Below are 17397 nucleotides of genomic sequence, written 5' to 3'. Positions count from 1 at the left end.
CGGTCAGACCTTTCGGTCCCCGCGCGTCGCTCTCCTTTGAGGTTACTTGGACAGGCTCAGATACTTGGAGAGGTGCCAATCAACGCCACTGTCGCCCCAGCCCTGCACGTTTTCAGAGACCATCCACAGATTGGACCGGAAATAAAGCGGCATGATCGGCTGTTCCTTCACCTGAATGGCTTCAGCCTGTTTCATCAGCTCCATGCGCTTGGCCGGATCTGTTTCCTTATAGGATTTCGCCATCAGCGCGTCGAATTCCGGGTTATTCCAATGGGGATAATTGAAGGTCTTGTTGTCGCTGATTTGCAGCGCCAGGAAGTTTTCCGGGTCGGCATAGTCGGCAGCCCAGGCCGCACGGGCAACGTTGAACTTGCCGCCTTCCTGCAGGTAGGAGTAATGCGAGGCTACATCGAGATTGGTCAGCTTGACCGTGGCACCAAAGGTTGTCTTCCACATGTCGGCAATGGCGGTCGCCAGCCGTTCGTGGTCGGCATTGGTGTTATAGCGGATTTCGATGTTCAGCGGCTTGCCGCCTTGGCCGTAACCGGCCTCTTTCATCAGTTCAACAGCCTTGTCCTCGCGGTCGATCTGCGAAAGCTTGGCGAATTCAGGCTGCGGGCCGGTGCCATAGCCTTCCATGCCCGGCGGCACAAAGCTATAGGCCGGGATCACCGCGCCAGAGCGAATGTCATTGGCGACGAAATCGCGGTCGACTGCCATGGACAGAGCCTGGCGGACCCGCACGTCGCTATAGGGCGCTTCGCGGGTGTCGAAAGCGTAATATTCGGTTGCAAGTGACGGTGTGGCATGGACTTGCGCGCCAAATGCAGCCTTGAGGCGCTTCAATTGGTCAAGCGGCAGACCGTAGCTGACATCCAGTTCCTTGGCTTCATAGCGGCGCTGGGCAGCGGCCTGATCGTCGATCGGGTAAAAGATCACCTTGTCGAGCTTGACGTTTTTCGCATCCCAGTAATTTTCATTCTTGATGACGGTCAGGCTGTCATTCGGCACATGGGCTTGCAGCTTGAAGGCGCCGTTGGACACCATGTTGCCCGGCTTGACGAATTGGTCGCCGAATTTTTCATAATTGGCCTTGCTGATCGGCAAGGAGGTATAATGGGTCATCAATTGCAGAAAGAATGGCGTTGCCTGTTCCAGGGTGATTTCCAGCGTGTGGTCATCCACAGCCTTCACACCAAGCTGTTCGGGGGGCAATTCACCCTTGTTGACCTTCTGGGCATTTTTGATCGGATAAAGAATATTGGCATATTCGGCGGCTGTCTTCGGATTTTCCTCACGTTGAAGGGAGAAGACGAAGTCGCCTGCCGTCAGAGGCGAGCCATCAGACCACTTGGCATCCTTGCGGAGGTTGAATGTGTAGACCGTGCCATCCGCAGAGATTTTCCAGCTTTCAGCAGCGCCTGGCTGAATCTTACCGGCATTGTCAAACACCACGAGACCTTCGTAAAGGTCCTGCATGATATGACCTTCGATGTCGATCGAGATATGGGCTGGATCGAGCGACTTGGGCTCTGCAGCGTTGCCGCGCCGAAGCACCGCTTCCGCCAATGCACTGCTTGCACCAAACAGCAGGGAACCTGCCAGCACTGCCGTTGCCAATCTGATTTTCATCTGGGTCATTCTTGTTGTCTCCGCGCCCGTAGGGAATTCGTTCGGTTGTTGACCAAATGGTAAAACTGCCCAAAAAACAAGCCCTGCCTTCAAAAAAACATTGTCGGTTTCTGACAACAGGGGCTTTGTCCGCAGAAGGCAAAATGTTTTCCACAGTCTGGCCTGGCCTCCCCACGATTTCAGGGGGAAGTTGGTGCTGCATTCTGTGTGTTAGCATTATTTTAGTATTTTATTATAGGGATTGCGATCTCGGTGGGATCACATTTCGCGGAGCGATTCTGCTGGCGCGAAGTCCAAAGAGGACGGGCCGCGCCTTTTACAGGCGTGGCAGATAGGTCCTGTAATCGAAATCCGACACGGTACGCAGATAGGTGATCGCTTCCTTGCGCTTGGTGTCGCCATAGAGCTGGCGATATTGGCGACCGAAAATATCGGCGATGAAATCCGAGGTGCGGAAGGCATCGACGGCGGTCAGGAAGTCGTGGGTCAACAGGTCCGGGCTGGTGGCTGGCGCATCCGGCGTGGTGACTGGGCCGGGATCGAGGTCGGCCTCCAGCCCCTGCAACATGCCGCCGAGAATGGCGGCTAGCAACAGATGCGGATTGGCGTCGGCGCCTGCCACCCGGTGCTCGATCCGTGCTGCCGGGCCGTCTTTATCCGGAATGCGGATCGCGGTGCCGCGATGGCCGAAACCCCAGTCGATCCGGTCGGGCGCAAAGGAGCCGGGCTGGAAACGGCGATAGGAATTGGCAAAAGGCGCAAAAATCAGCTGTGCTTCCCGCATGGTCTGCAACAGGCCCGCCGTCACCGATTTCAGCTTGACCGGTTCGCCGCCCTTGGCATCGAGAATATTGTGGCCTTGCGTATCGATAATGCTGACATGCACATGCAGGCCGGAGCCTGCCTGATCGCCATAGGGCTTGGCCATGCAGGTGGATTTCAGCCCATGGCGGCGGGCGGCAAATTCGGCGACGCGCTTCAGGTAGATGCAGTCATCCGCCGCAGCCATGGCGTCGGGCCGGTGCAGAAGATTGACCTCGAACTGGCCAGGGCCGAATTCCGCCGTCGTTGCATCGGCGGGCAGGCCCATGGCGTCGGCATAGGCGCGTACGGTGGCCAGATAATCCTCCATCGCTCCGGTTGCCCGCATGTCATACAGCTGAAAGCCGTTCGGCTCGCCGCGATAGGTCAGCGCCTTGGGCGGCATTGGCCGACCGGTCTCGCGCCAATCATCTTCCATCACGTAAAATTCCAGCTCGGTCGCCACGACGGGCGTGAGACCCAATGCCGTAAACCGCTCCAGCACCCGGGCCAGAATGGCGCGCGGGCAGACGAAATGCGGCTGGCCCTGAAGTGTATGCATGGTGGCCAGCACCTGTCTGGAGCCTGCCGGCGCCCAGGGCATGGGGCTAAGCGAACGCTTGTCGGGAATGCACAGGCCATCGGGATCGCCCAGCGTCAGCGAAATGCCGGTCAGGTCGTCATTATCATCGCCCCAGATATCCAGCGACTGCGTAGACGCGGGCAGGCGGACGCTGTTTTTCCAGACCTTATCCTCGGCATTGAGCGGGATCATCTTGCCGCGCAGGTCGCCATTCATGCCAACCAGCAGGATTTCGATCCGGGCCTGCGGGTCGGAAGCGGTGCTGGTGGAGGCGTCGATCTGGGTCATGGCGGGCTTTCGAAAGAGGTCTGCCAGCCCTTGGCGGTTCTTGCCAAAGCTGGGGCATATCGTCATGGTCGTAGCGGATAAATTGCCGCCTTTCAATGCGACACCGCCGCCACAGGAAGCCTGCCATGAACGAGAAACCCGCCGCCCTTTCCAATCTTGCCGCCATCGATGCCGCCCATCATCTGCACCCGTTCAACGACACCAAAAAACTGAATGAAGCGGGTGTCCGCATTATTGAGCGAGCCGAAGGCGTCCATATATGGGATGCGACGGGCAAGAAATATCTGGATGCGTTTGGCGGGCTGTGGTGCGTCAATGTCGGCTACGGTCGCAAGTCGATTGCCGATGCCGCCTATGTGCAAATGCAGGAATTGCCGTATTACAACACGTTTTTCGGCTCCACCACGCCACCGGCGACGTTGCTGGCGCAGAAGGTGACCAGCCTGGCTGGGCCGCAGATGAACCATGTGTTCTTCACAAATTCGGGCTCCGAGGCAACCGATACATGGTTTCGCCTGGCGCGGGTCTATTGGAAGGCGCTCGGCCACCCCAGCAAGACCCAGGTGATCGCCCGTAAGAATGGCTATCACGGCTCGACCGTTGCGGGCGCTTCGCTAGGCGGCATGAAATATATGCATGAACAGGGCAATCTGCCGATCGAGGGCATTCACCACATCAACCAGCCCTATTGGTATGGTGAGGGCGGCACCCTGTCGCCTGACGAGTTTGGCTTGAAGGCCGCGCAGGAGTTGGAAGCGAAAATTCTGGAATTGGGTGCCGAAAACGTTGCGGCTTTCGTGGCCGAGCCGGTGCAAGGAGCGGGCGGCGTGATCATTCCGCCGCAGACCTATTGGCCGGAGATTGTCCGGATCTGCAAGCACTATGACGTTCTCTTGGTCTCGGATGAAGTGATCTGCGGCTTTGGCCGGTTGGGTAGCTGGTTCGGCTATCAGCATTTCGGTTTTGAGCCGGATCTGGCTCCGATTGCCAAGGGCCTATCGTCAGGCTACCTGCCGGTCGGTGGCGTGCTGGTCTCGGATCGGGTGGCCGAAGTGCTGATCAATGAGGTCGGCGATTTCAATCACGGCTACACCTATTCCGGCCATCCAGTCTGCGCGGCGGCGGCATTGGAAAATATCCGCATCCTGGAAGAGGAAAAGCTGGTGGAGCGGGTGCGCGACGATATCGGCCCGTATTTCGCGACGGCGCTGGCTTCGCTTGCCGATCATCAGATGGTGGGGGAAGTGGTCAGCCTTGGGCTGATCGGCGCAGTGCAACTGACAGCGGACAAGGCATCGCGCCGTCGCTTCGCCAAGCCCGATGATGTCGGCGCGCAAGTGCGCAATCATTGCGTCGCGGGTGGCGTGATTGTCCGCGCCACCGGCGACCGCATGCTGTTTTCGCCACCGTTTATTATCTCCCGTGCCGAGGTCGATCAGGCGGTGGAGGTTTTGGGCAAGGCGCTGGATTGGCTGCGCGATCACTATCGCGAATAAGTTTGGTTCACGCAGGCTTCCAGTCGAAGGGCAGGGGCGCTTCGCGGAAGGCGAAGCGGTCGAGATGGCTGGAGACCACGCCTTTGTAGCGCTCCAGCAACTCGTCGTTTTCTGCCTCGATGGTGACCGTCAGTCCTGCCTCGTCGCAGGTCATCACGGCGGTGGCCGTGTCGAAGGTCACTGTACCCTGGTTGTCGCCAAGCTCGACGGTCAGCTTGTGGCTCCAATGCTTGCAGAGTTGCTGGACATATTTCCAGCCGTTTTGGGTCGGGATGGTGGCAATGGTTTTGGGCATGGTCAAAGCCTTTCAATCTTGCTGGCTGCTTCATCGAGAATGCGGGCGACGTCCAATTGCGTCTCGCGCGACACGTCGTCCTGGGCGAGCCGGTCATGGATCACGGCGCGCAAATTATGGATTGCCCGGCGCACCGGTCCGGTGTCAGTGCGCTCGGTCAATTTGGCAAGGGCGGTCAGCCGGGCGATGGCAATCTCTACCGCTTCTGCATTGTCGTCGAGGTGGATTTTTCCAGCCTCGGTAATGCCCAGCAATTTGCGGGCGCCCTCGGTCTGTTGTTCCTCGGCCAGGCCCATATCCAGCAATAGGGTCATGGTCGGATAGATCACGCCGGGGCTGGGCGCATAGGCACCGCCCGACAGCCGCTCGATTTCGCGGATCAGGTCATAGCCATGGCGCGGCAGTTCCGAAATCAGCTTCAATAGCACCAGTCGCAACTCACCGGTCTCAAACATCCGGCGGCGTTCGCCATCGCGTCCGCGCCCATGTTTGCCGTCCGGCCCTTTATGTCCAAAGGGACCGCCACGCATCGCGTGCATCAGGTCGGCAAGCGGATGACCGTGTCTGCCACCATGGTCGCCCTGGTATTCGTGTGAATGAGAAAATCGCATTGTGTATCTCCGATAGGTTTTTATAGGTCTAAGATATATCTTAGATAAAATCTATCAAGAGGCATTGCGATTTTTTTGCCAAATCGAAATTTCAGGGCGTGCCAAATATCAGGGTGTGGTGGAATAATAGACGGCGTAGCCAAAGGAATAAAGTGAATGCGGCCGTCCATGCAGGAAGGGTAGCGCAATCTCGCCGACCGATTGTGCCTGCATGCCAGGATAGGTGGCAATCCAGTCCTTCACCGCCTTCGGCATGTCTGGATTGGGCCTGCCGAAATTGCGCCAGATTACCAGCAGCGGATGCTGTGCATCGAAATGCGCCGGTACGGGCACGCCGCTTGTCGGCGGGACGGTGACAGCAATATCGGGCGCATGCAGGCGGATGTTGCCGGCCATCTGCTGATCGCTGGTCAGCACCAGGACCGGGCGGCTTGGCGCAGAGGAGAGCGCCGTGGCAACGGCCTGGCCATAGGGTACATTCTGCTTCTGGTAATGGCCGATATAACCGGCCCCGATCACGCGGCCATAGAGGATCACCGGCACAAGCACCATGATGGTAAGCGCTACGACCAGAAAGCGGCGCAACTGTCCTTCTTCGCCCAGGCCCGCCGCTTCGACTTTCAGGCAGAGATAGAGCGGCAGCATCAGGAAACAGGGCGCAAGCCAGCGGTCCTTGATGGCGCTGACACCGCCGAAGATTACCATCAGCGCCAGAACGGCGACCACCAGCAGCATCATCCGACCCAGCAGCCGGGTCCATTCATTGCTGGCGGACAAAACGGAGGCGGCTGGACGCGGCAGGTGAGGGAAGGGCAGGGTGCGGGCAAAAGGGATGAGCAGCAGCGCCATGGTGGGGGCCGCGCTGGCCAGAACCGCAGTGCTGAGCGATGTCAGACCCTTGAAGATCTGCTGTGGCAGGCTGGTAATATTGTCATCGGTCATTTTACCCAGCGTATTGCGGGTCGCTTCCTGCATATGCTGGAAAAACCACAGGGCATGCGGCAGCAAGATCGCCAATGCCACGCCAGCCGTCAGCAGGATGCGCCAGTCCAGTACACGCCGGCGAAACTTCGGCTCCGCCAGGATGGCGATGAAAGCGGCGCTGACCAACAGAACGAAGTTGTATTTGGAAATAAACCCACAGCCAATGGCGGCCCCGGTCAGGGCATAGCTCCAGATGCTGGGCGATTTCAGGGTCCGCAACACGCCGAACAACAACAGCGCGGTGCAGAAAATCAGCGCGACGGTATGGGTCAGGTCTCGCTGTGCCTCAAAGCTGATCTGCGGCATGGTCAACAGGCTGAGGCAGGCGATAATGACGAGATCACGGCTTTTCAGAACCTGTGCTGCGGCCAGCGCAATCAACACGTAGCTGGCAAACAGCATCAGGTTTTTCAACAGCGCCAGCGCCAGCCGGTTGGGGCCGAGCAGTTCCACCACGCCATACTGAATCCAGTTGTAGAACGGCGGCTGGCTGTCGTAGCCGATTGAAAGCCATTGCGCATAATAGAGTTGCTGGCCTTCATCGAGTTCCAATGACGCGGGCAGGGCCAGACGCACCAGCACCTGTACGAGAAAATAGAGGCCCAGGAGAAGGAAGAGCGAAGCGGGCTTCTGCCGGAGCGTCGAAATCATCTCAGATGTCCTTGGTATCCGGTGCTTGGTCGTAGGTTTTGCGGATCACGTAGGCACGCGGCGTATCGTAGGAACGGGTCAGCATTTCCGCGACAATGCCGGTGGTGATCATCTGGATCGAGGCTAAAAACAGCATGACGCCGACCAGCAGCAGCGGCCGTGTGCCGATATCCCCGCCCATCAGCTTGATGACGAACAGATAGAACAGGATCAGCGCGCTGAGCGTGCCGATGAAGAAGCCGATCATCCCGAAGAAATGGCCGGGCCTCTGGCGAAAGCGCATGAAGAACAGCACAGCCAGCAGATCGAGCACAACACGGGCGGTGCGGGAAATACCGTATTTCGAGGTGCCGAACTGGCGGGCATGGTGATTGACGACAGTCTCGCCGATCCGCGACGATGGAATGACGCTGGCGACCCAGGCCGGGATGAAGCGGTGCATGCCGCCCATGATGCTGATCTGCTTGATAATCTGGGCGCGGTAAAGCTTCAGCCCGCAGCCGTAATCGTGGATGCGCACGCCGGTCACCTTGCCGATCAGCCGGTTGGCGCACCAGGAGGGGATCTTGCGCAGCACCAGTGCATCCTGCCTGGCCTTGCGCCAGCCGCAGAGCAGATCGAGATCGCGGCTTTCCAGCTCGGCGATCATGCCGGGAATGTCGTGCGGGTCGTTTTGCAGGTCGCCATCCAGCGAGGCGATCAGCCGTCCGCGTGCGGCGTCGAAACCGGCCTGAAGGCCTGCTGCCTGGCCGAAATTGCGCTGGAATTCGATGATTTTCAGGTCCAGGCCTTCACGGCCGATATAGGCCTGTGCGCGGCTCAATGTCCGGTCGGTGGAGCCGTCATCGATGACGATCAGTTCCCAGGGCTTGCCGAAATCCTTCAGCGCTTCCATCACCCGTTCGATCATCCGCCCGATATTGTCTTCCTCGTTCATGAAGGGAACGACGACCGACAGTTCGATCGCAGATGTGGCATTATCGGAGGAAGCATGGCCGGTCACGGCGGCGAAACGGTCTGTCGGCAAGGGAGGAACTCCGAAAATTGCTGGCCTTTATAAGTCCGGGTGTTATAGGAACCGGCGCGGCCACGCAATTCGGAACTGTCAGGGCAATGACCTCAATCGATCAAAGTGAACGCAAATCGTGGATAAAGCGCCATGGCGTTTCACTCATCGCCTTTATCGCCATTGCCGCTTACGTGGTTTTTGTCGAAGCCGTCTGGGGCTGGGGCATGGTGCTGCGAGAGTGGCAGGCGCTGGGCCTTTCAACGGTGCTCTTAGCGCTGGGCTTGTTGGTTTCCACCTCTCTGGTGCGGGCCTGGCGGATTTACGATTATTTCCCACGCCAAACCTCGGGCCGGTTTACCGCGCTGTTTCATCTGGCGCAGGTCCATAATCTCCTCAATATTCTTCTGCCGTTTCGAAGCGGTGAAACCAGCTTTCCGCTGCTGATGCGCTCGGAATTTTCCGTGCCGCTATTGTCAGGCACTTCGGCGCTGCTGGTGATGCGGCTCCTGGATCTGCATGCGCTTCTGGCCGCCGCTGGTCTTGGCCTGGTGCTGGGAAAGCCGCAGCCTTGGGGCTGGGCGTTCGCGGGCTGGGTAATGGCGTGGCTGCTGTTTCTGGTCCTGCCGCTGATCGGCTTTGCGTTGAAACGCCCGGCAATCCTGTTTGCCAAGGCGCGTTTCTCTGGCAGGGTGCTGAAGATGGTCGAAGGAGTGGAGGCAGGCCTGCCTGCGCATAAGGCGGCCTTTTTCCGGGCCTGGGCGATGACCATCGTCACCTGGGGCACCAAGGTTCTGGTATTTGCCTGGGTGTTGAGCTTGATGCAGGTAACGCCGCTATCGGCGGCTTTTGGCGGAGCACTGGGCGGAGAGCTTTCCTCCGTCCTGCCCTTTCATGCACCGGCGGGGGTCGGCACCTATCCGGCTGGCATTGTTGCGGGCGCGGCTGCTCTTGGAGCGGGAGTGCAGAATATGGACGGTTTGGCCAAGGCCGCCGTCAACCTGCATCTGATCGTCATCGTCTCAGCTTTGCTCAGTGCAGCGCTCTCGCTGGCGCTGCACGCGGTTTTCCCTTCGCCCGCGCGAAAGCCCTGAAACAGCAAGGCACCGAAGGTGCCTTGCTGTTACTGGAAGGCCGTCTCGAAAAAGCTTCTCAGCTTGCGCGAATGCAGTTTTTCCGTCGGCATGGCACCGAGCTTCTGCAAGGCCCGGATGCCGATCTGCAAATGCTGGCTGACCTGGGTCTTGTAGAAAGCCGTCGCCATGCCCGGCAGTTTCAATTCGCCATGCAGCGGCTTGTCGGACACGCAGAGCAACGTGCCATAGGGCACGCGGAAGCGGAAGCCATTGGCGGCAATCGTCGCGGATTCCATATCGAGCGCAATGGCGCGCGCCTGCGACAGGCGCTTCACCGGGCCGCGCTGGTCACGCAGTTCCCAGTTGCGGTTGTCGATGGTCGCCACTGTGCCGGTGCGCATGATGCGCTTCAGCTCGAAGCCTTCATAACCGGTGATTTCCTCGACCGCATCTTCCAGTGCCAGCTGTACTTCGGCCAGGGCCGGGATCGGCACCCAGACGGGCAGGTCGTCGTCCAGCACATGGTCTTCGCGCATATAGGCATGGGCCAACACATAATCGCCCAGCCGCTGGCTGTTGCGCAGACCGGCGCAGTGGCCAAGCATCAGCCAGGCATGCGGACGTAGCACGGCCACGTGGTCGGTAATGGTCTTGGCGTTGGACGGGCCAACGCCGATATTGACCATGGTAATACCGGCATGCCCTTTCATTTTCAGATGATAGGCCGGCATTTGCGGCAGGCGGCCAAGCGGCGCGCCGGAGGAGGGCGCATTTTCACCGGCCAGCGTGGTGATATTGCCCGGCTCGACAAAGGCCGTATAGCCTTCGCCGCCATTGGCCATCAGGGTGCGGGCATAGGCGCAGAATTCATCGACATAAAACTGGTAATTGGTGAACAGTACGAAGTTCTGGAAATGCTTGGCGCTGGTCGCCGTATAATGCGACAGCCGCGCCAGCGAATAATCGATCCGCTGCGCTGTAAACGGCGCCAGGGGAAATGGCTCACCGGCTGGCGGCTCATATTCGCCATTGGCGATTTCATCGTCCGTGGTCGACAGGTCAGGCGTGTCGAAAATATCGCGGAGCTGAATATCGGAAAGGCCGCTGGCCGAAGCCTCCACATGCGCACCTTCGCCAAAAGCGAAATGCAGCGGGATCGGCGTGGTCGATTCACTGACCTTGACCGGCACCTGATGGTTGCGCATCAGCAGGGACAGCTGTTCCTTCAGATAGTGGCGAAACAATTTCGGATTGGTCAGCGTGGTCGTATAGATGCCCGGCGAGGTGACATGCCCATAGGAAAGCCGGGTGTCGAGATGGCCGAAACTGTTGGTTTCGATGCTGACCTGTGGATAAAAGGCCCGGTAACGGCCCTCTATCGGCGCGCCATTGGCAAGCGCGGTAAAGGCATCGATGAGAAACGCCGTATTGCGCTCGTAAATCTCTGTAATCGCATCGACCGCCTCGCTGGCGTCGGCAAACAGCCTTGCCTCGTAAGCGGGTGGGCTGATGATGGTGACAGGGACGGGCCCAGGGATGGAATTGACGATTCTATTGCTCATGAGACGTTATATATCGGTCTGAATAACAAGCAAACGACAGGCATGCATTTCCGCTGATTTTATCCCCTGCGCGCCGCGATGCTTTGAGTGGCAAGCGACGACCCGTTTTGCAGCGAATAGAGCCGCTCTCCCGTCAGGCCCGTGCGCAGATTTTGCGGTATGCGGACAGAATTGACGACCAGTATGGAAAACAGCGCTGCGAACACCGCCATGATAACCGTTACCGCCGTCAGCCGTATTGTAATGTCTCTCATGATATCCCCCGATAGCTTGATGGTTTTGATATGAAACGATCAAGCTATCGCGAGGCTGGAATCCCCTTTGACGCTGTTGTTTTATCGCGTCTGTCCCTTGAACTTGGTGCCATGATATTTACCTCAGGACAGGCAGCGACTGCATCATTTGAAGTGCTACAGCATCGGCGTTTGATAAAACATACGATGCCGTAAAGGAGAGAGCCCATGACAGCGCCTATCGAGCTTTATTACTGGCCCACGCCGAATGGCTGGAAGATTTCCATTTTGTTGGAAGAACTCGGCCTGCCCTATGAGGTGAAATACATCAATATCGGCAAGGGCGAGCAATTCGCGCCGGATTTCCTGAAAATTTCGCCCAATAACCGCATGCCGGCGATCATCGATCCGGATGGTCCTGGCGGCGAGCCGATATCCGTGTTCGAATCTGGCGCCATCCTGCAATATCTGGGACGCAAGACCGGCAAATTCTACCCCACCGACGAGCGGGCCCGCGTCGAGGTGGATCAGTGGCTGTTCTGGCAGATGGGCGGCCTCGGTCCGATGGCCGGACAAGCGCATCATTTCCGCCAATATGCGCCGGAAAAGATCGAATACGGCATCAACCGCTACACCAATGAAGTCAACCGTCTCTATGGCGTGATGAACAAGCGGCTGGCGGATCGGGAGTTTCTGGCGGGCGATTATTCCATTGCCGACATGGCCTGCGTCGGCTGGGTCGTGCCCCATGCCAATCAGGGACAGGACCTCAACGATTTCCCCCATCTGAAGCGCTGGTTTGAGGCGATGATGGAACGTCCGGGGGTCAAGGCAGGCATTGCTGTTGGCGCCGAGCGGCGTAGCAATGTTGCCACCGATGAGGAAGCCAAGAAAGTCCTGTTTGGCCAAAAGGCGCGATAAGCAGGCGTCTTCAAAATCGGGCAATACCGCGCCGGGACGATCCGGCGCGGCGAAATATTACAGCCGGGTCCAGGTCTGGCTCTTGCACAGCACGGCCAACACGCAGCCCTTCAAGTTGAGGGACTTGCCCTGAACATTTGCCGAGCCGGAATAGGTCTTGTCATTATCCGGATCGGTGACTTCGCCGGTATAGCTGGCACTTGAGCCACTCAGCTTGCCGATTTGCTTGCCAGCATGCTTGCCCGTCTTCAGGGTGATGCAAAAGGCTGCGCCACAGCTGGCGATCTCTGCGGTTTCTCCGCTTGCCGTCTTCCATTTGCCTTCGATCGGCTCCGCTGCGCTGACACTAGTCAGGCTCAAGGCCAATAGTCCGGCTGCTAGCAAAATAGTTTTCATTCTTTCCTCCACGATCCTCCGCCCCCGATATGGTTTCGGGTAACAAGACCGTCAAATTAAATGACGCGCACGTAAACGTAAATAGGCCTCTGATGCGATGTGAAAGGCGCTATCGCAAGGGACGAATTTCGAAGCCTTTCCGCATCTCTCTCGATCATGCTGAACAAAGAGTAAAATCACAACTGTAAAAGATCAGTAAAATTAACCTCTATTTGCCGGTAAACCAGCCCCTGTAATGCTTAACGGAAAGACAAGTTGACAAAGGGTTTCGAGCCCGTTTGCCACCCGTTAAGCAAGCATTTTAAGCGCATTTTGAAACCCGTCCGACATAATGAACCCATCAAACGAGCAGGGAAAACCTGCCGCACCGCAAACACCGAAAAGCGACGTAAGATTGCCAGGATGTTGACGGTTCAGACATGAAAACAGGGACTTAGCTTGGTGGGGTATTCCGGCGCAATGATAAGCCGGAAACCCGCCATGACACTGAAAAAAGACCAACCGAAGCCAAATTGGACAGGAACTAGACCATGGCACGTTTCGATATGCAGGCAGACGATATGGCCACGATTGGTGGCCAGCCACAGGCTGATATCTTTCGTATCATGGGCCTGATGTATGCCACCGGTCGTGGCTGCGAGCAGGATCTGGTGTCTGCCCATAAATGGCTGAATATCGCCGCGATTAAAGGCTGTGACCGTTCTGTCGGCCTCCGGTCCGATCTGGCCTCCACCATGACCAAGAGCCAGCTGGCAGAAGCGCTCCGTGACGCCCGTGAATGGATGACCTCTCACTGATCCACCGCCATCCAAACAGGGCATCAACGAAACAGGGTAATACCAAACCATTCAACCGCGACCGGCAGGAACAAGGCCGGCGCGGTTTTTTGTTTTCCAAGTAGTCCCGTCAGCGCGACTCGAGATCGCGCAAAACCATCGGCAGCACTTGCTCCAGCAAATCGAGATCCTCTGGCAAGCCAGCGCTGATGCGGATACATCGATTGAGCGGCGCGACGCCCGGCATGCGGATAAACACGCCATGCTGCATCAATCCATTGACAATAGCGCGGGCATAGGCCGCGTCGCGGCCGCAATCCACCGCCACGAAATTGGTCGCTGAGGCCAATGGTTGCAGGCCATTCTGGCGGGCAATTAAGGAAATTCTCTCCCGTGCTGCGATGATCCGTGTGACGGTTGCGGTCAGATAGTCCTGGTCGGCGAGGGCGGCCAGAGCTGCGGCGACGGAGGTACGCACCATGCCGAAATGATTGCGGATCTTGTCAAAGGCAGACACCGTTCCGGGCGTGCCGATCGCATAGCCGATCCGCGCCCCAGCCAGGCCGTAAGCCTTGGAAAATGTCCGCATCCGCAGCACATTTGGCAGATCGATCAGCGCATCGACCGCAGGGATGCTGCCAGCCGGGGCGGTTTCGCTATAGGCCTCATCCAGAATAAGCAGGCATGTCTCCGGCAGAGCGCGGGCAAAGGCAACCACATCTCGGCTCTCGTGCCAGCTTCCCATCGGGTTGTCGGGATTGGCGAGATAGGCCAGCGGCGCATTTTCGCGGCGCACTGCCTCCAGAAGACCGTCAAGATCCTCGCGGTCCTGCCGATAGGGCACCGTTACCAGTCGCCCACCAAACCCGTTGACGTGAAAATTGAAGGTCGGATAACCGCCAAGCGAAGTGACGACTGGCAAACCCTGCTCGATCACCAGCCGCACGGTCAGCCCCAGAAGATCATCAACGCCTTCGCCAACCGCAAAATTATCGGCGCCAAGGCCATAATGGCCAGCCAGGGCGGCCTTCAGATCGAAATTTTCGGGATCGGCATATTTCCAGATTTCGGATGAGGCGGCCTGCAACGCCAGGTGAACGTTGGGCGAGGGACCGAAGCCGCTTTCATTGGCGCCGATCCTGGCCTTGACCGGCAGACTGCGCTGGCGCTCGATAGCCTCGGGGCCGACAAAGGGAACGGTGGCGGGCAGGCGGGAGATAAGCGGTGTAAACCGCGAAAACGATGACATGAATGCTATTCCTGGCGAATCGGTGCGCTGAGAATAGAAAGGCTGCAAGGAGCCGCCAAGGGGCATGAGATCAAACAACAGCGGCTAGTCCTCTTTATTGCAGCGGACGGCAGTTGATTGAAAATAAATGGTGCGCGACGAGGTTTGAGCGCCTGCTCACCGGGCAAGTCTGCCTGTACCCGGCGCAACGGTTTTTCCAGCATTGTCTTTGGCGCGGTCGGCACTCATGACGAAGTCCGTACGGATGATCCGTTGCAACAAGACTTCTGAAATCGGCATCAGAAATTTGACACCAGCCCTTGTGCCGTTGCGAAAAGCTTCGGCACAGCCAATGCGCGTAGCAATCCCTAGCACCTCCAGATAGTAATGGCTGCCAAGGCCGATACCCGTATCCAATTCGAGACCGGCGCCACCGCGGGAAATATCCAGCACCGTCGCGCTGCGCATGGTCACCCCGCTCAAACCTGCCCGGACCGCCATGATGCGAGCGGGTCTGCGAACCTGATAACGGTCCCAGCGCCGCTCATACATTTCTGAAGTGACGGTCGCTAAATGGGTTCCTTGCAGCATGATCTCTCCTCGGTTGTGCTCGTTGTCAGGAGAAGTTTGCCGCAATGGCATTTCAGAGCGTTGAATCTATTCGATCAAATTTGAGCGATTGGACTAATTTTAAAACCAAAACGAGAATATGCAAAGAAACACAACTCAATCTCAAGTCCAACCTGTGTTAGTCTGTGCCATTACGGCCCAAATTCGAATGAGAGCTTTACGACGTGATGAAGGAATTCGGGATCGATCAGCATGTTGAAGCTCACCACTGCCGTCTCTTGTTCCCGGCGCATCAAGGTGCAGCCGATCTCATCGCGGATGCCTAGAATTTCCAGAAAGAAGTTTTTCGGCACGGGAAGCATGCGGCTGACTTCAAGGTCCGCGCCTTGCAGAGAGATTTTGCGGATCAGGCAGCGCACGGTGGTTTTGGTGCTCAGATGATGGCCGACAAAGATGATCTTGCCAGGTCGATCAATGCTGAACTTCTTATAGGCGAGGTCCCGCGGAATGTCCTTTTTTGCATCGAGAATGTTCTGCAGCGGCATGACACCGGTCCTTCTTCTCCTTCTTGGTATCCCAGTTTAACGCAGTTTTCCTAATTGTTTGCGTCATCCTATCGGTAAAATTGTCAAACCTGACGAACTGCGACATTTCTTCTGATGACTCTTCGTATTCCGTTTGTCTCAAGCCACTGATGCATTTAAAATATTTTCAATGCCTTCAAGGCGAGGATGCGGACCATCTACGGAACTTGGCATTATTACATCCAGGCGTGGCTGACGAACTTGACGGGTTGGCATCCGGTAATTACCCGTTGATGAGAATGGTTATCGCGCTGATTGCTGCATTTTCCGGCAGAGAGTTCGCGATTTTTCTGGAGGCATGGCGTGGAAAATTCATTGGTGATTGTCGGTGCAGGGCAGGCCGGTTTTTCTGTTGCGTCAAAACTACGGGCGCTGAACGATCAACGACCGATCACCATGATTGGCCTTGCGCCGGAATTGCCCTATCAGCGCCCACCGCTTTCAAAAAAATATCTGATCGGCGAAATGAGTTTTGATCGACTGCTGTTGCGGCCTGCCCAATGGTACGATGAAAATGCGATCACCCTGCGCCTTTCCAGTTGGGTGGAGGAAATTGATCGATCGAAAAAGCTGCTTCGACTTCAGGACGGTTCATCACTTTCCTATGATAAACTCGTGCTTGCCACCGGTTCGACGCCGCGCGGATTGCCTCAGGAAATTGGCGGCAACTTGGCTGGGGTCTACACCATCCGCAATAAGGCGGATGCTGACCGCCTGGCTGAGGTGATGAAACCAGGGCGGCGGCTGTTGATCATAGGGGGCGGCTATATTGGACTGGAGGCTGCAGCCGTTGCGCGCCATCTCGGCCTTGAGGTCACGGTGATCGAAATGGCCGACCGCATTCTATCGCGTGTTGCCGCCAAAGAGACCGCCGATTTCATTCGTGCCGTTCACCAGGGCCATGGCGTGATGATTCGCGAAAGTATGGGCTTGAAACGCCTTCTTGGGACGAATGATGTCGTGACCGCAGCCGAGCTTTCAGATGGCAGCAGGCTCGAAGTCGATCTGGTGATCGTCGGGATCGGCGCCACCGCCAATGATGGATTGGCACGCAACGCCGGACTGCATGTACAGAATGGCATTATTGTCGACAGCTATGCGCGGACCTCCGATCATGACATCTTCGCCGCAGGCGACTGCGCTCTGCTTCCCTGGGGTGAGGGGGCTGTTCGGCTGGAATCGGTTCAGAATGCCGTCGATCAAGGGGAAGCCATTGCCATGACGCTCGCGGGTGGGACAATGCCCTATGCGCCGAAACCCTGGTTCTGGTCCGATCAATATGATCTGAAACTGCAAATCGCCGGGCTTAACCTGGGCTATGACGAGACGATTGTCAGACCGGGCATGCGCGAGGGTAGCCTTTCTGTCTGGTATTATCGCCAGGACCGTTTCCTTGCGGTCGATGCCATCAATGATGCCAAGGCCTATGTCACAGCCAAGAAGCTTCTGGAAGCCGGCCGGTCCGCCGATAAGGCGATAATTGGCAATCCGCAGGAAGATCTAAAGCAGTTGCTGGCCTGATCCAAACGCTGGCGAAATAGCGATCTGCGTAATTTTGAAGTGCCTCAAGCCCTTGAGGCATGTCAGACATCTGCGTCTCGTTCAAAGCGATAATGCGTGAGCGTCTTCGCGCCTTGATAGAAGGCCAGCCAAACTCTTTCAAGGTGAGAGGCGGCCTTGGGAAAAGTGAAACCCGGGTTCCCA

Annotated in this window: 17 protein-coding genes; 5 read left to right on the top strand and 12 right to left on the bottom strand. The window is 57.4% G+C overall.

The window, feature by feature from the left end:
- Positions 1 to 42 precede the first annotated feature (42 nt).
- Together V6582_RS04750 and V6582_RS04745 are read right to left on the bottom strand one after the other, a co-directional pair.
- Positions 43 to 1641, bottom strand: coding sequence for a peptide ABC transporter substrate-binding protein (locus tag V6582_RS04750; RefSeq protein WP_156633623.1), 1599 nt, complete (start codon positions 1639 to 1641; stop codon positions 43 to 45).
- Between the two features lie 307 nt (positions 1642 to 1948).
- Positions 1949 to 3304 (bottom strand): glutamine synthetase family protein, encoded by a 1356-nt coding sequence (locus tag V6582_RS04745; RefSeq protein WP_156633622.1) that lies wholly within the window; start codon positions 3302 to 3304, stop codon positions 1949 to 1951.
- Between the two features lie 125 nt (positions 3305 to 3429).
- Between V6582_RS04745 and V6582_RS04740 the strand changes: the two genes are divergently transcribed.
- Positions 3430 to 4800 (top strand): aspartate aminotransferase family protein, encoded by a 1371-nt coding sequence (locus tag V6582_RS04740; protein WP_156633621.1) that lies wholly within the window; start codon positions 3430 to 3432, stop codon positions 4798 to 4800.
- A 7-nt stretch (positions 4801 to 4807) separates the two neighbouring features.
- Here V6582_RS04740 and V6582_RS04735 read toward each other — a convergent pair whose 3' ends face one another.
- The 4 genes from V6582_RS04735 to V6582_RS04720 all read right to left on the bottom strand — a co-directional run bounded on the left by V6582_RS04735 (position 4808) and on the right by V6582_RS04720 (position 8344).
- A complete protein-coding gene (locus tag V6582_RS04735; RefSeq protein ID WP_156633620.1) occupies positions 4808 to 5095 on the bottom strand; it encodes a DUF2218 domain-containing protein in 288 nt (95 codons plus the stop codon).
- Between the two features lie 2 nt (positions 5096 to 5097).
- On the bottom strand, positions 5098 to 5706 hold the full coding sequence (locus V6582_RS04730; protein WP_156633619.1) for a PadR family transcriptional regulator: 609 nt from the start codon (positions 5704 to 5706) through the stop codon (positions 5098 to 5100).
- A 108-nt stretch (positions 5707 to 5814) separates the two neighbouring features.
- Positions 5815 to 7341, bottom strand: coding sequence for a glycosyltransferase family 39 protein (locus tag V6582_RS04725; protein ID WP_156633618.1), 1527 nt, complete (start codon positions 7339 to 7341; stop codon positions 5815 to 5817).
- Position 7342: 1 nt separating this feature from the next.
- A complete protein-coding gene (locus V6582_RS04720; RefSeq protein ID WP_420360222.1) occupies positions 7343 to 8344 on the bottom strand; it encodes a glycosyltransferase family 2 protein in 1002 nt (333 codons plus the stop codon).
- A gap of 110 nt (positions 8345 to 8454) precedes the next feature.
- On the opposite strand from V6582_RS04720, the gene V6582_RS04715 reads away from it, so the two are divergent.
- Entirely contained in the window at positions 8455 to 9441 is a 987-nt protein-coding gene (locus V6582_RS04715; protein WP_156633617.1) for a lysylphosphatidylglycerol synthase domain-containing protein, read from the top strand.
- A 29-nt stretch (positions 9442 to 9470) separates the two neighbouring features.
- Here V6582_RS04715 and V6582_RS04710 read toward each other — a convergent pair whose 3' ends face one another.
- Both V6582_RS04710 and V6582_RS04705 read right to left on the bottom strand, forming a co-directional pair.
- On the bottom strand, positions 9471 to 10985 hold the full coding sequence (locus V6582_RS04710; protein WP_156633616.1) for an AMP nucleosidase: 1515 nt from the start codon (positions 10983 to 10985) through the stop codon (positions 9471 to 9473).
- A gap of 59 nt (positions 10986 to 11044) precedes the next feature.
- Positions 11045 to 11239: a hypothetical protein gene (locus V6582_RS04705; RefSeq protein ID WP_156633615.1), complete on the bottom strand. Its 195-nt coding sequence runs from the start codon at positions 11237 to 11239 to the stop codon at positions 11045 to 11047.
- 207 nt (positions 11240 to 11446) lie between these two features.
- Between V6582_RS04705 and V6582_RS04700 the strand changes: the two genes are divergently transcribed.
- Entirely contained in the window at positions 11447 to 12139 is a 693-nt protein-coding gene (locus V6582_RS04700; RefSeq protein ID WP_156633614.1) for a glutathione S-transferase family protein, read from the top strand.
- 57 nt (positions 12140 to 12196) lie between these two features.
- Here V6582_RS04700 and V6582_RS04695 read toward each other — a convergent pair whose 3' ends face one another.
- Positions 12197 to 12535, bottom strand: a complete 339-nt coding sequence (locus V6582_RS04695) for a DUF2147 domain-containing protein (protein WP_156633613.1) — start codon at positions 12533 to 12535, stop codon at positions 12197 to 12199.
- A gap of 530 nt (positions 12536 to 13065) precedes the next feature.
- Here V6582_RS04695 and V6582_RS04690 point away from each other — a divergent pair.
- A complete protein-coding gene (locus tag V6582_RS04690; protein WP_015915438.1) occupies positions 13066 to 13332 on the top strand; it encodes an SEL1-like repeat protein in 267 nt (88 codons plus the stop codon).
- A 109-nt stretch (positions 13333 to 13441) separates the two neighbouring features.
- Here the strand turns inward: V6582_RS04690 and V6582_RS04685 are convergent, their stop codons facing one another.
- The 3 genes from V6582_RS04685 to V6582_RS04675 all read right to left on the bottom strand — a co-directional run bounded on the left by V6582_RS04685 (position 13442) and on the right by V6582_RS04675 (position 15654).
- Positions 13442 to 14560 (bottom strand): pyridoxal phosphate-dependent aminotransferase, encoded by a 1119-nt coding sequence (locus tag V6582_RS04685; protein WP_156633612.1) that lies wholly within the window; start codon positions 14558 to 14560, stop codon positions 13442 to 13444.
- A 156-nt stretch (positions 14561 to 14716) separates the two neighbouring features.
- Positions 14717 to 15130 carry a PilZ domain-containing protein gene (locus V6582_RS04680; RefSeq protein ID WP_156633611.1) on the bottom strand — a complete coding sequence of 138 codons (414 nt, stop codon included), beginning with the start codon at positions 15128 to 15130 and terminating at the stop codon, positions 14717 to 14719.
- Positions 15131 to 15300: 170 nt separating this feature from the next.
- Complete coding sequence (locus V6582_RS04675) at positions 15301 to 15654, bottom strand: hypothetical protein (protein ID WP_070167441.1); 354 nt, start codon at positions 15652 to 15654, stop codon at positions 15301 to 15303.
- Positions 15655 to 15996: 342 nt separating this feature from the next.
- Here V6582_RS04675 and V6582_RS04670 point away from each other — a divergent pair, with 342 nt between their 5' ends.
- A complete protein-coding gene (locus V6582_RS04670) occupies positions 15997 to 17214 on the top strand; it encodes an NAD(P)/FAD-dependent oxidoreductase (protein WP_337739357.1) in 1218 nt (405 codons plus the stop codon).
- Positions 17215 to 17397: the final 183 nt, after the last annotated feature.

Source organism: Agrobacterium vitis (assembly GCF_037039395.1).
Taxonomy (GTDB): domain Bacteria; phylum Pseudomonadota; class Alphaproteobacteria; order Rhizobiales; family Rhizobiaceae; genus Allorhizobium; species Allorhizobium vitis_E.
The sequence above is the reverse complement of the archived record's forward strand: the minus strand, read 5'-3'. Positions and strand labels throughout refer to the sequence as shown.

What these genes read in the sequence shown, in the direction of transcription:
- V6582_RS04710 (WP_156633616.1), bottom strand. Translation starts at nt 10,985, where the DNA reads ATGAGCAATAGAATCGTCAATTCCATCCCTGGGCCCGTCCCTGTCACC.
- V6582_RS04725 (WP_156633618.1), bottom strand. Translation starts at nt 7,341, where the DNA reads ATGATTTCGACGCTCCGGCAGAAGCCCGCTTCGCTCTTCCTTCTCCTG.
- V6582_RS04740 (WP_156633621.1), top strand. Translation starts at nt 3,430, where the DNA reads ATGAACGAGAAACCCGCCGCCCTTTCCAATCTTGCCGCCATCGATGCC.
- V6582_RS04685 (WP_156633612.1), bottom strand. Translation starts at nt 14,560, where the DNA reads ATGTCATCGTTTTCGCGGTTTACACCGCTTATCTCCCGCCTGCCCGCC.
- V6582_RS04675 (WP_070167441.1), bottom strand. Translation starts at nt 15,654, where the DNA reads ATGCCGCTGCAGAACATTCTCGATGCAAAAAAGGACATTCCGCGGGAC.
- V6582_RS04705 (WP_156633615.1), bottom strand. Translation starts at nt 11,239, where the DNA reads ATGAGAGACATTACAATACGGCTGACGGCGGTAACGGTTATCATGGCG.
- V6582_RS04695 (WP_156633613.1), bottom strand. Translation starts at nt 12,535, where the DNA reads ATGAAAACTATTTTGCTAGCAGCCGGACTATTGGCCTTGAGCCTGACT.
- V6582_RS04735 (WP_156633620.1), bottom strand. Translation starts at nt 5,095, where the DNA reads ATGCCCAAAACCATTGCCACCATCCCGACCCAAAACGGCTGGAAATAT.
- V6582_RS04750 (WP_156633623.1), bottom strand. Translation starts at nt 1,641, where the DNA reads ATGACCCAGATGAAAATCAGATTGGCAACGGCAGTGCTGGCAGGTTCC.
- V6582_RS04715 (WP_156633617.1), top strand. Translation starts at nt 8,455, where the DNA reads ATGACCTCAATCGATCAAAGTGAACGCAAATCGTGGATAAAGCGCCAT.
- V6582_RS04745 (WP_156633622.1), bottom strand. Translation starts at nt 3,304, where the DNA reads ATGACCCAGATCGACGCCTCCACCAGCACCGCTTCCGACCCGCAGGCC.
- V6582_RS04680 (WP_156633611.1), bottom strand. Translation starts at nt 15,130, where the DNA reads ATGCTGCAAGGAACCCATTTAGCGACCGTCACTTCAGAAATGTATGAG.
- V6582_RS04690 (WP_015915438.1), top strand. Translation starts at nt 13,066, where the DNA reads ATGGCACGTTTCGATATGCAGGCAGACGATATGGCCACGATTGGTGGC.
- V6582_RS04730 (WP_156633619.1), bottom strand. Translation starts at nt 5,706, where the DNA reads ATGCGATTTTCTCATTCACACGAATACCAGGGCGACCATGGTGGCAGA.
- V6582_RS04700 (WP_156633614.1), top strand. Translation starts at nt 11,447, where the DNA reads ATGACAGCGCCTATCGAGCTTTATTACTGGCCCACGCCGAATGGCTGG.